5 protein-coding genes are annotated in these 16,103 nt (G+C 72.5%); 4 read left to right on the plus strand and 1 reads right to left on the minus strand.

Annotated features, from left to right (window positions below; translation table 11 throughout):
- The first annotated feature begins 38 nt into the window (after positions 1–38).
- Both OO68_RS09860 and OO68_RS09865 read left to right on the plus strand, forming a co-directional pair.
- On the plus strand, positions 39–10,970 hold the full coding sequence (locus OO68_RS09860) for a non-ribosomal peptide synthetase (protein ID WP_033307828.1): 10,932 nt from the start codon (positions 39–41) through the stop codon (positions 10,968–10,970).
- Entirely contained in the window at positions 10,960–12,660 is a 1,701-nt protein-coding gene (locus tag OO68_RS09865; protein ID WP_033307829.1) for an ABC transporter ATP-binding protein, read from the plus strand. The genes OO68_RS09860 and OO68_RS09865 overlap by 11 nt, the downstream gene beginning before the upstream one ends.
- A gap of 425 nt (positions 12,661–13,085) precedes the next feature.
- Here OO68_RS09865 and OO68_RS09870 read toward each other — a convergent pair whose 3' ends face one another.
- Complete coding sequence (locus tag OO68_RS09870) at positions 13,086–14,192, minus strand: alpha/beta hydrolase-fold protein (RefSeq protein WP_033307830.1); 1,107 nt, start codon at positions 14,190–14,192, stop codon at positions 13,086–13,088.
- 93 nt (positions 14,193–14,285) lie between these two features.
- Between OO68_RS09870 and OO68_RS09875 the strand changes: the two genes are divergently transcribed.
- Both OO68_RS09875 and OO68_RS09880 read left to right on the plus strand, forming a co-directional pair.
- Positions 14,286–14,498, plus strand: coding sequence for an MbtH family protein (locus tag OO68_RS09875; protein ID WP_033307831.1), 213 nt, complete (start codon positions 14,286–14,288; stop codon positions 14,496–14,498).
- Positions 14,499–14,506: 8 nt separating this feature from the next.
- The gene (locus OO68_RS09880; protein WP_033307832.1) at positions 14,507–16,081 is read left to right on the plus strand and encodes an amidohydrolase; all 1,575 of its coding nucleotides are present in this window, start codon (positions 14,507–14,509) and stop codon (positions 16,079–16,081) included.
- Positions 16,082–16,103: the final 22 nt, after the last annotated feature.

A 16,103-nucleotide genomic window follows, 5' to 3' on the forward strand; every position in this document is an offset into this window, starting at 1 on the left:
GCCTAACTCCATATTCTGGAAGGGACGCTGAGTCTTCGATGATGGAACCGCGCGCTCGTCTCGCACTGCTTTCGCCCACGCGCCTGGCCGATGTCCGCCGGCGGACCGGCGACTACCCGGACAGGACCATCACCGAGGCCTGCGCCATCGGCCTGGCGTACTGGGCGACCGGCCGCAGCCCCGAGGGCATCGGCCTCACCCCGGGCACGCTCTTCGCCGACGTCCTCGGCTGGGTCGACAACGGCGGTCGTGCGCCCGGTGGTTGGGAGATCAGCCCCGACGGCCGCGGCATCACCGTCCCCGACGGCGTCGACGCCGAGGACGCACAGCTCGCGCTGGACGACCTGGCCGACTTCCCGGACCGGCCGCTCGGCACCATCGGCCCTTCCGGCGTCGAGGCCAGGCTCCGCACCCTGGCCGAGTGGAACGACAACCGGGCCGACCGGGTCCGGCCCACCATCGTGGAGATGTTCCACGAGCAGGTCCGTACCCGGCCGGACGCCGTGGCCGTCGTCGACGAGCACCGCACCCTGACCTACCGTGAAGCGGCCGAGTCGTCCGGCCAGTTGGCCCACCACCTGCTCGCCCGCGGACTCGGCGCCGAACAGGTCGTGGGCATCTCCCTGACCCGCTCCGCCGACATGGTCATCGGGCTGCTCGCCGTGCTCCAGGCCGGGTGCGCCTTCGTACCGCTCGACCCGCAGTGGCCCGCCGCGCGCCGGGCCGTCGTCATCGAGGACGCCCGGGTCGTCCTCCAGCTCAACGCCTCGGGCGAGCACGACCCGGCCGAACCGGACGCCGTGGCCGTCGACCTCGGCGACTGGCGGTACGGCGCGTACCCGGCCGAGGGGCCCGGCGTCACCGTCCCCGGCGACGCACTGGCCTACGTGATCTTCACCTCCGGCTCCACCGGCCGCCCCAAGGGTGCGATGATCCGGCACGAGGCGATCAGCGAGCGCCTGCTGTGGCAGGTGAACGAGATCCTCGGCTTCGGCCACGACGACGCCTCCCTGTTCAAGGCCCCGCTGTCCTTCGACATCTCCATCAACGAGATCTTCCTGCCGCTGGTCTGCGGCGGCCGGCTCGTCGTCCTGCGGCCCGGCGGCGAACGCGACCCGCACCACCTGCTGAGCGTCATCGCCGAACACCGCGTCACCTTCACGTACCTGGTGTCGTCCATGCTCGACGTGCTGCTGGAGATGGCCGGCGACTCCGGCCGCCTGGACAGCCTGCGGCACGTGTGGTGCGGCGGCGAAGTGCTCACCCCCGAGCTGTACGAGCGGTTCCGCGCCAAGCTCGGCGACGTCCCCATGTACCACGGCTACGGCCCCGCCGAGACGACCATCGGCGTCTCCCACGTCATCTACCGGGGCGCCGCGGAGCGCCTGTCGACGTCCATCGGCAAGGCCAACCCCAACACCCAGCTCTACGTCCTCGACGACGAACTGCGCCCCGTTCCGGTCGGCGTCGGCGGCGAACTCTACGTCGGCGGCTTCCTCCTGGGCCGCGGCTACGTGGGCGCACCGGGCCTGACCGCCTCCCGCTTCGTCGCCAACCCCTTCGCGAACGACGGCTCCCGCCTCTACCGCACCGGCGACCTCGCCCGCTTCGCCCCCGACGGATCGCTGGACTTCCTCGGCCGCGCCGACAACCAGATCAAGATCCGCGGCATGCGGCTGGAGATCGAGGACGTCGAGGTCGGCCTCGCCGAGCACCCCCGTGTACGGCACACCTGCGTCGTCGCGAAGAAGAACGCGGCCGGCGGCACCTACCTCGTCGGCTACGTCATACCCGCCGCCGGCGGCGCGGAGGACCTGCGGGCGGACGAGGTCAAGGCGTGGGCAGCGGCACACATGGTCGAGTACATGGTGCCCGCCCACATCGTCGTGCTGGAGGAGTTCCCGCTCACCGCCAACGGCAAGCTCGACCGCAACGCCCTGCCCGAGCCGGTGATCGAGACGGGCTCCCTCGTCCGCCCCGCCACCGACGACGAACGGGCGGTGTGCGCCGCGGTCGCGGAGGTGCTGCGCCTCGAAGAGGTCGGGGTCGACCAGGACTTCTTCCAGCTCGGCGGCGACAGCATCCTGGCGATCTCCCTGCTGAGCGCACTGCGCGAGCGCGGCCTGCACGTCACGGCACGGCAGATCTTCACCCACAGCACCGTGGGCGCGCTGGCAGCGGTCGCGAGCCGCGAGGACGTCTCCACCGTCGACCACGCCGACGTCGCCACCGGCACCGTCGTGGGCTCGCCCATCGTGCAGTGGCTCGGTCAGACCACGGACGCCGTCGACGGCTTCGTCCAGTCGGTCGTCCTGAACACCCCGGCGGACCTGACCGCCGACGCCCTCGACGCCCTCCTCACCGCCCTCGTCGCCCGGCACGACATGCTCCGCGCCCGGCTGGTGCGCGGCGAGCGCTGGAGCTTCGACATCCCCGACGCCGACCGGGCCGTGCCCACCCCGCAGCAGAGCGACCTGCCGCTGGACGAGTGCGTCGCCCTGGCCACCGCCGGCCTGGACCCCGCGAACGGCGTGATGCTCCGGGCCGTCTGGCGCCCTTCGGCCCGGCAACTCGTCCTCGTCGCCCACCACGTGGTCGTCGACGGCATCTCCTGGCGCGTCCTGATGGAGGACCTGGCCACCGCCTGGCGGCAGTTCAGCTCGGGCGAGTCCATCGAACTCCCCCCGGTGGGAACGTCGTTCCGGCGTTGGACCCAGCTGCTGGAGCGCGCCGCGTTCGACGCCGACAGCTCCTACTACCGGCGCCCCCTGCCCGGCGAGGACCAGCCGCTGGCCCGCCGAGCCCTGTCCGGGACCGACACCGTCGCGAACGAATGCCTCCGGACCGTCTCGGTCGGCCCCGAGATCACGGCCGCGCTGCTGAACGAGATCCCCGCGAAGTTCCACGCCGGCGTCAACGACGTGCTGCTCACCGCGCTCACCGTCGCCCTCGCCCGACGGCGCCGCGACCTCGGCCAGGACCAGACCTTCGCCCACATCGAACTCGAAGGCCACGGCCGCGAGGGCCAGTTCGCCGCCGGTCCGGCCGGCTTCGAACCGGAACTGTCGCGCACGGTCGGCTGGTTCACCACCCTCTTCCCGGTGACCGTGGACCCCGGCACGGCGCCCGACTTCACCACGCCCCAGTACCTGACCGCCGCGCTCAAGGCGGTCAAGGAGGACCTCGCCCGGGTACCGGACAACGGCGTCTCCTACGGCGCCCTGCGCTACCTCACCCACACCGAGTTCGACGCCCCAGCACCCCAGGTGCTCTTCAACTACCTCGGCCGCTTCGCCGCCGGCGCCCCCGGTGACTGGCAGCTCGCCGGCACCACCGGCCAGCTGGGCGAGAAGCGCGACCCCCGGATGCGCCTGCCGCGCGCCCTGGAGTTCAACGCGATCGCCGAACCCGACGCCTCCGGCGCGTACGAGCTGGTCACCACCATCTCGTGGCCCGACGGCCTGTTCACCGACGCCGACATCACGGCCCTGAGCGACTACTTCCGCACGGCCCTGGCCGGACTCGCCGCACTCGACCAGGGCGGCCACTCGCCCAGCGACTTCCCCCTGGTCCCCCTCACGCAGGCCGACGTCGACGCCCTGGACGGCCCGTCGCTGCGGGACGTCCTGCCGCTGACCCCGCTCCAGGAAGGCCTCTACTTCCACTCGGTCTTCGACGACGACTCCGCGGGCGCCTATGTCGAGCAGCAACTGCTCACCCTGGACGGCGAGGTCGACGCCGGCCGGCTCGCCGCGGCGGCCACCCGGCTGCTCACCCTGTTCCCGAACCTGGCCGCGCGCTTCACGGCCCTGGCCGACGGCCGCGTGGTCTCCGTCCTGGAGAACGGCGTCGAGGCCCCCTTCACCACGCTGGACCGCCCCGAGATCACCGACGCGGAGATACGCGACCTCGCCGAACGGGACCGCCGCACCGGCTTCGACCTGGCCACCGGCCCCCTCATGCGGTACACGCTCATCCGCACCGGCCCCGCGCGCAGCGTCCTGGTGCAGACCGTGCACCACATCATCGCCGACGGCTGGTCGGTGCCGTCCATGCTCCGCGCGCTGCTCGCCGAGTACCACGCCCCCGGCACCGTCTACCCGGCCGGCGGTTTCGCCGACTACCTCCACTGGCTCGCCGGCCGCGACGCCGACGAGAGCGACCGCGTCTGGCGCGAGGAACTCGCCGGACTGCCCGGCCCCTCGCTGGCCGCCGAGGGGCACACCCCCTCCGACCGGTTCGCCGACACCGCCCTGGAGCCGGAGGGCGACATCGACACGGCCGCCCGCGAGGCCGGTGTGCCGCTGAGCGTCGCCGTGCACAGCGCCTGGGCCGTCACCCTCGGCGGCATCCTCCAGGGCCGGGACGTGGTGTTCGGCTCCACGGTCTCCGGCCGCGACGCCGACGTGCCCGGCATCGGGGACATGGTGGGCCTGTTCATCAACACCGTCCCGGTAAGAGCCCGTTGGACCTCCGAGAGCACGGCGGGCGACCTGCTCTCCGCGGTGCGGGACCACCAGAGCGCCGTCCTGCCGCACCAGCACGTCTCCCTGGCGCGCATCGGCCGCCAGGCCGGCGCCGGCTCCCTCTTCGACACGCTCGTGGTGTTCGACGTGGCCACCGACGTGGCCTCACTCCGGCGCCCCGGCGACACCCTGACCATCACGGACCTCGTCAACGAGGGCGCCCCGCACTACCCGCTGACCCTGGTGGTCGAGCGAGCGCTCGACGGCCGCCCCCGCTTCAACCTCATCTACGACGGCGAACTGCTGGGCGAGACGACCGCCCGGACGGTCCTGCACACGTTCACCCGCACCCTGACCGGCCTGCTCACCCACCCGGACAGCCCGGTCGACGACCTGACGCCCGCGAGCGAGCGGCGTCCCGCACCGGTCACCCCGGCCACCCTGGGCGCACTGTTCGACGCCGCCGCCCGCCGCGACCCGGCGGCCACCGCCGTCACCCAGTGCGGCCTCGACGGCGTCACCCGTTCCCTGACCTACGGCGAACTGTCCGACCGCAAGGACGACCTGGCCGCCGCCCTGCGCGCGGCCGGGGTCGGCCCCGGCAAGCGGGTCGCCGTGGCCCTCCCGCGCTCCCTGGAGCAGGTCGTCGCCCTGGTCGCGATCGTCAGCGCGGGCGGTGCGTACGTCCCGCTGGACCTGGCCTACCCGGACGAACGGCTGGAGTACGTCCTCGCCGACGCCGCCCCGCAGGTCGTCCTCGTGGACCGGGACCAGCGCGACCGCTGCACGGAACTCCTGACCCGGGCCGGTGTACCCGCCCCCGTCCTGGTGCAGGGCGAAGAACCCCCGGCCGCCGCCCCGGAGCCCGCTCCGGAGCCCGACTGGCACACCCCCGCCTATGTGATCTACACGTCCGGGTCGACCGGCCGCCCCAAGGGCGTCGTCGTCCCGCACTCCAGCGTGGTGTCCCTGCTCGCGAACACCCGGCCGGACATGGACTTCGGCCCGGACGACGTCTGGGTCCAGTTCCACTCCTTCTCCTTCGACTTCGCCGTCTGGGAGCTGTGGGGCGCGCTGGTGCACGGCGGTGAGCTGCTGGTGCCCGAGTACGCACTGACGCGCTCCCCGGTGGACTTCCACCGGCTGGTCCGGGAGCGGGGCGTGACCGTTCTCAACCAGACCCCCTCGGCCTTCTACCAGTTCATCGAGGCCGACCGGCTCGCCGGCGAACCGCTGCCCGCGCTGCGCCGGGTCATCTTCGGCGGCGAGGCACTGGACCTCGGGCGGCTGCGCGGCTGGATCGAGCGGCACGGCACGGCCGCTCCCGAGCTGGTCAACATGTACGGCATCACCGAGACCACCGTCCACGTCACCCACCGGGTGCTGACCGACGACGACTTCGGCTCCGGCGACGACATCAGCCCTATCGGCGGTCCGATCCCCGGCCTGGTCACCTACCTGCTCGACGACCGGCTCCGCCCGGTGCCGCCGGGCCGGGAAGGCGCCATCTACGTCGCCGGCGACCAGGTCTCCCTCGGCTACCTGGGCAGGCCCGGGCTCACGGCGGGCCGCTTCGTGGCGAACCCGTTCACGGCCGACGGCTCCCGCATGTACCACACGGGCGACCTCGCGGTCCGCACCCTCGACGGCGAACTCCGCTTCACCGGCCGCGCCGACGACCAGGTCCAGCTCAAGGGTTTCCGCATCGAGCTGGTGGAGGTGGAGACCGCGATCAGGGACCTGGACGGCGTGACCGACGTGGCGGTGACGGTGGCGGACACCGGCGACCACTTGGTGGCGCACGTGGTGGGCACCGTGCCGGGTGATTTCGAGGGCCTGTTGGCACAGAAGCTGCCCGTTCACATGATCCCGGGCAGGGTCCTGACGACCGATGCCCTACCACTGACGGTGAACGGCAAACTGGATCGAAAGGCGCTGGTGGAGCGTGCCCTTAAGGGCGCGGGGCTGTATCGACTTGCGGCTCCGCCGCGGGGCGCGACAAGCCACAACGCACCCGCGGAGAAACACTCTGCGCTGGCCACGCTCGTCGGGATCTTCACTCAGACGCTGCCCGGCGCAGACGTGACCGCCGACACCGACTTCTTCCGCGCCGGAGGCGACAGCATCATCGCCATCACGGTCGTGAACAGGGCCCGGGCGCTGGGCCTGCCCGTAGCCCCCCGGGACGTCTTCCTGCTCAAGACGCCCCGCGCCCTGGCCGAACACCTGGGATCAAGCACATCCCAGTCCATCCCGGAGACCACCCGCCGGGAAGACGGCCCGCTGCCCCCCACCCCGATCATCCTCCGCCAACGCGAACTCGGCGGCTCCCTCACCCGCTTCGCCCAGGCCAGGACACTCCAGGCCCCCGAAGGCACGGGATACGCCGACGCCGTACGCGCCGCGAACGCCGTGGTCGCCGCCCACCCGGCCCTGCGGCTGAGGCTCCGCACAGAGCACGGCGTGTGGACCCTCCGCACCGAACCCGCCCGCGACATCACCGTCGTACGCCCGGACACCACCGACGCGACAGCCGTCGCGAACGAGGCCGCCGGACACCTCGGCCCCGAGTCGGGCGAAGTGATCGCGTTCGCGTGGCTGGAGTCGAGCAGGACCCTCGTCGTCACCGTGCACCACCTCGCCGTCGACGCGGTCTCCTGGCTGATCCTGCTCGACGACCTGGCCACGGCCCTGCGCGGCGAGCCCCTCGCCCCGCCGACCACTTCGTACGCCGAGTACGCCGAAGCCCAGACCCTCCGGTCGGCCCAGAACACGCACGACCTCGGCCACTGGATCACGACCCTCCAGGCGCCCGGACTGCTGCCCGCCCCCGGGGCTCTGCGCGAGACCACCGTCGTCCTCGACCCCGAGTCGAGCGAGCAGCTCACCCGCACAGCGCCCGCAGCACTCGGCCTCGGCCTCACCGAGCTGCTGTGCGGCGCCCTGCGCACCGCGCTGACCCGGATCCAGCCGTCGCCCACCGACCTCGCGATCGACCTGGAGCGCCACGGCCGGGTGCCGGTCCTCGAACAGCACGACTACACCCGGACGGTCGGCTGGTTCACCTCCATCGCACCCGTACGGCTCACCCCGCACACCGACCCCGTCGCGGCCGCGCGCGAGGTCGTGGAGCGTCAGCCGGACGAGGACGGGCACGTAGCCTACGGCCGGCTCAGGTACCTCAACCCGCAGACGGCCCCGCTGCTGACCGCCCGTCCGCAGGTGCTGTTCAACTACCTCGGCCGGGGCAGCGAGTCCCAGGCGCTGCTCCTCTCCGGCGGCGACCAGGGCAGCCCGTACGCCGTCGAGGTCAACGCGTGGACCGACGAGGCCACCGGCAGCCTGCTCGCGGAGTTCGTCCTCGCCGAGGGCGTTCCCGACGAGATCACCGAGCACTGGCGCAGCGCGCTGAAGCACCTCGCGGACGCCGCGACGACGGCCGAGCGCACCGCTCCGGTCACCCCCCTCCAGCGCGGCCTGTTCTTCCAGGCCCAGATGGCGGGTTCGGCCGGACATTACGTCGCGCAGAACTGGTTCACCTTCGACCGGCGCCTGGACACCGATGCGCTGGCCGAGGCGATGGCCCATGTGATCGCACGGCACCCGGTCGTCGGCGCCGGCTTCGGCACCGACGACGGCGGAAACCCGGTGCAGCTCCTCAAGGCGGGCCGCGAGGTCGACGTCCGCACGATCGCCCTGGCGACGGACGCGGAGGTCGACGCCCTGCGCGCCCGGGACCGCGACACGGGCTTCGACCCGGGCGAGCCGCCGCTGATCCGGCTGACCGTCGTGCACCTGCCCGGCGACCGGGACGGCCTGCTGCTCAGCTACCACCTGCTCCTGTGGGACGGCTGGTCCCGGGAGATCGTGCTGCGGGACCTCTTCGACGCCTACCGTGCCGTCCTGGCGGGTGAGCCCCTCGATCCGGCACCGGCGGTCCCGAGCTTCGAGGAGCACGCCCGCGCGCTCGCCGCCGAGGACCCGGCGGTGTCGGAGCGCTTCTGGGCGGATCACCTGGCCGGTCTCCCCGGACCCACCCTGCTCGCCGGACCGGCTCCGTCGTTCTCGGACGATCTGCCGAAGGCCCTCGTGCACACCCTGTCCGCCGAGCAGTCCGCGCTCGTCCGGGAAGCGGCCCGGACGCACGGCGTCACCCTGAACTCGGTGCTGACCGGCGCGTTCGGCCTGCTGCTCGGCGCGCACACCGGCCGTAGCGACGCCGTGTTCGGTGTGACCGTCTCCGGCCGCGACGGCGAGGGGCTGGACGGCATCGTCGGCGTGCTGCTCAACACCGTGCCGATGTGGACCCGGGCCCGCCCGGACGACACGGTCCGCGCCTACCTTTCGGCCGTCCAGGCGGCCAGGGTCGAGGCGATGGAGCACGAGCACCTCGGGCTCGGCGAGATTCAGCGGGCCAGCGGACACGACACTCTGTTCGACAACCTCTTCGTGCTCCAGAACTTCCTGGACATGGACGCGTTCGCCGAGATGAACGCCCGCCACGGCATCACCTCGGTCAAGGCGGACGACTCCACGCACTACCCCTTCACCTGGGTCGTCACCCCCGGCGACCGGCTCACGGTCAAGCTGGAGTACCGCGACGGCGACACGGGCAACGCCCGCCGTCTCCTGGACGACTACCTGAGCGTGCTGGAGGACGTGGCCCGGGCGACCGGGCCGGTCGGCGCCCTGCCGGGCCTGGGGCCGGTGCCCGAGCCGGGCGAACGCACCGACGTCGGCACCGACACCGTCGTCGACCGCTTCGACCAGGCGGCGGACCGCGATCCGCAGCGGGTGGCGCTCGTCGCCCACGGCTCGACCATGACGTTCGCCGAACTCCGGGACCGCAGCCGGGCCGTGGCGGGTGTGCTCGCCGCGCGCGGCATCGGCCCCGAGACGACCGTCGGGCTGGCGATCCCGCGCTCCCTCGACTGGATCGTGGCCCTGTTCGCCGTCCTGCGGGTCGGCGCGGCGTACGTGCCGCTGGAGCTGGACCACCCGGACGAGCGGATCGCCGCCATCGTCGAGGACGCCGGGCCGGAGGTGACCCTCACCGTGAGCGGTGTGTCGCCCCGGCTGACCGGCGAGCTGATCGAACTCGACCGGCCGCTTCCCGAGGCCGAGCCGTATCTGACGTTCGCGCCGGACGACCCCGACCGGCTGCGGCACCCCGCGTACACGATCTACACCTCCGGTTCCACCGGCAAGCCCAAGGGGGTGGTGACCGAGTACGCCGGGCTCACCAACATGCTGATCAACCATCAGCGCCGGATCTTCGAGCCGGTGCTGGCCGAGCACGGCCACCGGATCTTCCGGATCGCGCACACCGTGTCGTTCGCGTTCGACATGTCGTGGGAGGAGCTGCTGTGGCTCGCCGACGGCCACGAAGTGCACATCTGCGACGAGGAGTTGCGCCGGGACGCGCCCCGGCTGGTCGAGTACTGCCTGGAGCACGGGATCGACGTCGTCAACGTGACCCCGACCTACGCCCAGCAGCTGGTGGCCGAGGGCCTGCTCGACAGCCCGGAGCGGCGGCCGGCGCTGGTGCTGCTCGGCGGTGAGGCCGTCACGCCGACCCTGTGGCAGCGGCTCGCCGACACCGAGGGCACGGTCGGCTACAACCTGTACGGGCCCACTGAGTACACCATCAACACCCTCGGCGTCGGCACCTTCGAGTGCGAGGACCCGGTGGTGGGCGTCGCCATCGACAACACGGACGTGTACGTCCTGGACCCCTGGCTGCGGCCCCTGCCGGACGGCGTCCCCGGTGAGCTGTACGTGTCGGGCATCGGCATCGCACGCGGCTACCTCGGGCAGCCCGCCCAGAGCGCGCACCGCTTCGTCGCCTGCCCGTTCGGCGCGCCCGGCGAGCGCATGTACCGCACCGGCGACCTGGTGGTCCGCCGTCCGGACGGCAACCTGATGTACCTGGGCCGCACCGACCAGCAGGTCAAGATCCGCGGCCACCGGGTCGAACTCGGCGAGGTCGAGGCCGTGTTCGCCGCGCACCCGGCGGTTCGGTTCGCCGCCGCGGTCGCTCAGCCCGATCCGCAGGTCGACGGCGCCCACCGGCTGGCCGCCTACCTGGTCCTGGACGGGGCGGACCTGGCGACCGTCGCAGCCGAGGTGGGCGCCGGACTGCCGGACTTCCTGCGGCCCACGCACTACGCCCAGGTCGACAGCATCCCGCTCACGGTGAACGGGAAGGCTGACACCAAGGCGCTGCCCGAGCCCAGGCCGCTGGGCGCGCTGACCACGGTGGGGGAGCGGGGGCCCGCGACCGAGACCGAGACCGTGGTGTGCGAGTACTTCGCCGAGGCACTGGATCTGGACGACGACGAGGTGAGCGCGGTGAGCGACTTCGTTTCCCTGGGAGGACACTCCATGCTGGCGGTACGGCTCGTCGGGCTGCTCCGCCGCGAGTACGGTCCCGTGATCACGATCCGCGATCTGTTCACCCTGCGAACCCCGGAAGCGATTGCCCGCCACCTCGATGACAACTGACACGCAGCGGCCCCGTGAAGGGGCCGCCATCCTCCGCACCGCCCTGCGCCGCAACATCGGCGCCATGGCTTGGGGCACCCTCCTCATGGGTCTCTACCAGGCCGGGGAAACGGCCTTCCCCATCGCGCTCGGCCTGATCGTCGAGCACACGATGCGGGACGGCCGCAGCCTCCAGGCGCTCGCCCTGTCGATCGGCGCGCTGGCCGTGATCATCACGACGGTGTCGCTGTCGTGGCGGTTCGGCATGCGGATCCTGCAGAAGGCCAACACGACCGAGGCGCACCGCTGGCGGGTGAAGGTCGCTGCCTGCGGTCTGCAGCCCGTGGCCCGGGACGTCGACCTCAAGTCCGGCGAGGTGCTGACCATCGCCACCGAGGACGCCGACCAGACCGCCGACATCATCGAGGTGGTGCCGCTGCTGATCAGCTCGCTGGTCGCGGTGCTGGTCGCGGCGGTCGCGCTGGGCCTGGCCGACATCCGGCTCGGACTGCTGGTGATCGTGGGCACCGTCGCGATCCTGTCGGTCCTCAGCGTGATGTCGAAGCGGATCGGCAGCAGCACCCAGGAGCAGCAGGCCCGGGTGGCGCGGGCGGGCGCGAAGGTCGCCGACCTGATCACCGGCCTGCGTCCGCTGCACGGCTTCGGCGGCAACCACGCGGCGTTCCGGTCCTACCGGAAGGTCAGCACGGAGGCGAAGCACCAGGCGATCACCGTGGCCAAGGTGAACGGCGCCTACGCCGGGACCGCGCTGGCCCTCAACGCCGTCCTCGCCGGCGCCGTGACCCTGACGGCGGGCTGGCTGGCGTTCGAGGGCCGGATCACCATCGGGGAACTGGTCATGGCCGTCGGGCTGGCGCAGTTCATCATGGAGCCGCTCAAGCTGTTCTCGGAGATGCCCAAGTACGTGATGATCGCGCGTGCCTCGGCCGAGCGGATGGCGCTGGTGCTGTCGGCCCCGCCGGTCATGACCCCGGGCTCCGGACACCCGTCCCCGGGCGGCGACCTGGAGGTCGACTGCGTCCGCCACGGCACCCTGGCCGACCTGACGTTCCGGGTGAAGGCGGGGGAGTTCGTCGCCATCGCCCCCTACCAGCCCCGCGCGGCGGCCGACCTCGCCGCCCTCCTGGCCGTGCGCGTCCCGCCGGCCGCGTACGGGGGGACGGTGCGGATCGGCGGCCGGGAGCTGGCCGACCTCTCGGTGGAGGCGGTCCGGGAGCACCTGCTGGTCAACCCGTACGACGGGGAGATCTTCGCGGGCACCCTGCGCACGAACATCGACCCCTCGGGCACCAGCCGGACGGTCCCCGACGCCGTCGAGGCGTCCATGCTGACCGATGTCGTGGCCCTGCACCGCGAGGGCCTCGACTACGGCGTCCGCGACCGCGGCGCCAACCTCTCCGGCGGCCAGCGCCAACGCCTCTCCCTGGCCCGTGCCCTGGCCGCCGACACCGACGTCCTCGTTCTGCACGACCCGACGACGGCGGTGGACGCGGTGACGGAACAACTCATCGCCCGCAATGTCGCCGAACTGCGCCGGGGCCGCACGACGATCGTCATCACGAGCAGCCCGGCATTCCTGGACGCGGCGGACCGGGTCCTGGTCCTGGACGACGGAGTCATCGCCGCGGAGGACACTCACCGCAACCTGCTGGCAAGAGACCAGGACTACTGCTCGGCGGTGGCACGCTGACCTTCTTGTCAGGCATGCGGGGCTGAGTCGCGCCCTCAGGGGCGCGGGGAACTGCGCGACCGGCCCCGACACACCCGCACCCGGCAACGGCGCTGGGCGCGAAGCGCCGTGGCCGCGTGTGACTCTCAAGGGGCCGGGGGACCGTGCCCTCAGGGGCGCGGGGAACTGCGCGACCGGCCCCCACGCACCCGCATCCGGCAACGGCGCTGGGCGCGAAGCGCCGTGGCCGCGTGTGACTCTCAAGGGGCCGGGGGCCATGCCCTCAGGGGCGCGGGGAACTGCGCGACCGGCCCCGACACACCCGCATCCGGCAACGGCGCTGGGCGCGAAGCGCCGTGGCCGCGTGTGACTTCTCAAGGGGCCGGGGAGCATGCCCTCAGGGGCGCGGGGAACTGCGCGACCGGCCCCGACACACCCGCACCCGACTACGACCCGAGGGCCCAGCCGACATCCCTGAGCAGCGCATGACGCCACCCGGCCCGGTCATGCCCCGACGCGGACCGGGAGACCCGCACGGTCGCCCCGGCCCGCTCCACCAAGCCCTCGGTCAGCTCGCAGTGAGGCAGCATCCGGTCCTCGTGGGCCCCGACGTCGAAGGCGATCCTGAGCCCGGAGAGATCAACACCCGCCCGCAGCCGCTCGGCGATCACACCCCCGACCGGACCCCCCAACGGATCAGCCGCCCGCAGGGCATCCGGCGTCCACCAGAACGACCCCGACTGACACGCCACCCGCGACACCAACTCGGGATACTCCAGCGCCGCGTACACCGCACTGAGCCCCCCGAGACTCTGCCCGGCGACCACCAGCCGCTCCAGGTCGGCGGTGACGCCCGACTCCGCCACCAGCGGCAGCAGTTCGTCGCGCACCGCCTCCCACAACTCCGGCCGGCACGTGAACTCGGCCGCCCGGTCCTTGGCAGGCAGGAACACCAGCGTGACCGGCGGCATGTCCCCGGCCGCCACGGCCGCGTCGAACGCGGTCACGGCCGGATGCAGATACAGCCAGTCGTCCCCGTCGAGCAGCAGCACCACCGGCCCGCCACCCCCCGCGGGATGCACCCGCACCGTACGCCGCCCGCCCAGCCGCTCACTCGCCCAGCGCATCCGCGTACGCGGCACGGGCAGCACCGCATCGGCCCCGAGGACGGGCCAGTGCGGCTGCTCCGGGGCGTCCGGCGTCGCGACGATGGAGCGTTCGCCGCCCGCCCCGGCCGGGTTGAAGGGATCGGCATGGGATACGTCCCCCGCCACGAACCGGTAGGTCACGCGCAGCCGTTCGGGCATGCACACCTCGGCGTACCAGCAGTCGGTGTCCTTCCAGCGGCTCAGGGCGACCGGCTCCGACCAGCTCTCGAACTCGACGGTCACCGGCGACGACCCGCGCCACAGGAACAGGGTCACCCAACCGCCGCCCTCGGCCGGCACCGATGAGGGCGCCCCCACCGCGGCCCAGAACACCTCACCGCCGGGCGCGCCCGGCAGCCCGAACCCGGCGAACGCGCCCTCCCTGTCGGCCGCGGCCACGTGCATGAACGTCTCCTTGTGAGAGGGAAGGACCAAAGGCTAAGCTCCGTCAATTAGGCGAGCCTAACCTAATCTTGGCCTTCCGAGGAGGCACAGCGCATGAGCACCAACCCCTTCGACGACAACGACGGCCGGTTCCTGGTCCTGGTGAACGACGAGGGCCAGCACTCCCTCTGGCCGTCCTTCGCCGAGGTGCCCGGGGGATGGACGGTCGCCTTCGCCGAGAACACCCGCGAGGCATGCCTGGACTACGTCGAGACCCACTGGACGGACCTGCGCCCCCGGTCCCTCGCCGCTTCCCAGGACGCCTGACACCGCCGATGCTGTGCACCAGGCTGACCAACGCCCGTTTCCTCACCATGGATCCGGACCATCCGGTCGCTCATGACCTGGGCATCTGGCAGGGCCGGATCGTGGGCCTCGACGAGGCCGTGACCGCCCTGCCCGCCCGGGAGGTCGTCGACCTCCAGGGCGCCACGGTGCTGCCGGGGTTCATCGACGCCCATGTCCACCTCGCCTGGACCGGGTTCAAGCAGAACACCCCGAGCATCGCGGGCCTCACCCGCGTCGACGACGTGCTCGCGGTCGTGGCCGAGGCCGTCGCCCGCACTCGCGCACCCGGCGACTGGGTGAGCATCGCCGGCTACGACCAGCGCGCCCTGGGCCGCCATCTGACCGCCGCCGACCTCGACAAGGTCAGCGACGGACGCAAGCTCTACCTGCTGCACGACTCCGGGCACGGCTGCGTGGTCAACACCGCCGTCCTGGACCTGCTCCCCGCCGGCATCCCGCACGAGAACGGCTTCCTCGCCGAGCAGGCCATGGGCGCCGCCCGCGCCCTGCGTCTGCCGCACTCCCAGGCGGATCTGGCCGAGGCGATCGGCCGCGCGGCCCGCACCTGCCTCACCGAGGGCGTCACCGCCTGCGCCGAAGCGGGCATCGGCGGCACCCTGTTCGGACACAGCCCCGTCGAACTCGGCGCCTACCAACTCGCCCGGGACCAGCGCCTGCTGCCGCTGCGCGTCCAGCTCATGGTGTCGGCGGACCGGCTGAACCCGGTCGCCGCGCACGACAGCGACGGCATCCCGCGCGCCCTCGACCTCGGCCTGCGCTCCGGGTTCGGCGACGACCGGCTCTCCGTCGGCGCGCTGAAGGTATACACCGACGGTGGCATGATGGCCCGGACGGCCGCGCTGACCAGCCCGTACGAAGGGCTCGGCCACGCCGGGCAGTTGCAGGACGACCCGGAGGCGCTCACCGGCCTCATCGTGGACGGCCATCTCGCCGGCTGGCAGCTCGCCGTGCACGCGATCGGCGACCGCGCGGCGGACATCGCCCTCGACGCGATCGAGCGCGCCCAGCGGATCCGGCCCCGGCCCGGGGCACGCCACCGCATCGAGCACGCCGGACTGATCCGGCCCGACCAGCTCCCGCGCATGGCGCGGCTCGGCGTCGGCGCGGTCGTCCAGCCGAACTTCCTGCGGTACTTCGGCGACGACTACGCCTCGATCATGGGCGAGGAACGGGCGCCCTGGATGTACCGGGGCCGGGCCTTCCTGGACCACGGCATTCCCCTCGTGGGCAGCTCCGACCGGCCGGTGGCCGACGGATCGCCCCTGCGCGCCGTCCAGTTCATGGTCGAGCGCGCCTCGGCCTCCGGGCAGCTCATCGGCCAGGACGAAGCCGTCACCGTCGATGAGGCCCTGCACGCCCACACCGTCGCCGGCGCCCGAGCCTGCCACTGGGACGACCGCCTGGGCAGCCTCACCCCCGGCAAACACGCCGACCTGGTCGTCCTCGGCGACGACCCCCGGAGCGTCGACACCTCGCGCATCGGCGACATCGAGGTGGTGGAGGCGTACGTCGCCGGCCGCCCGAGCCGTCCGCTCGACTGATCCCCGGTCCGGAACCGAGGAA

Origin of the sequence: Streptomyces iakyrus, assembly GCF_000717055.1 — a bacterium.
In the GTDB taxonomy this organism is placed as follows: Bacteria; Actinomycetota; Actinomycetes; order Streptomycetales; family Streptomycetaceae; genus Streptomyces; species Streptomyces iakyrus.

Bases quoted from the DNA above. Each gene is read 5' to 3' on its own strand.
- OO68_RS09860 (WP_033307828.1), top strand. From the start codon at position 39: ATGATGGAACCGCGCGCTCGTCTCGCACTGCTTTCGCCCACGCGCCTG.
- OO68_RS09865 (WP_033307829.1), top strand. From the start codon at position 10,960: ATGACAACTGACACGCAGCGGCCCCGTGAAGGGGCCGCCATCCTCCGC.
- OO68_RS09870 (WP_033307830.1), bottom strand. From the start codon at position 14,192: ATGCACGTGGCCGCGGCCGACAGGGAGGGCGCGTTCGCCGGGTTCGGG.
- OO68_RS09875 (WP_033307831.1), top strand. From the start codon at position 14,286: ATGAGCACCAACCCCTTCGACGACAACGACGGCCGGTTCCTGGTCCTG.
- OO68_RS09880 (WP_033307832.1), top strand. From the start codon at position 14,507: ATGCTGTGCACCAGGCTGACCAACGCCCGTTTCCTCACCATGGATCCG.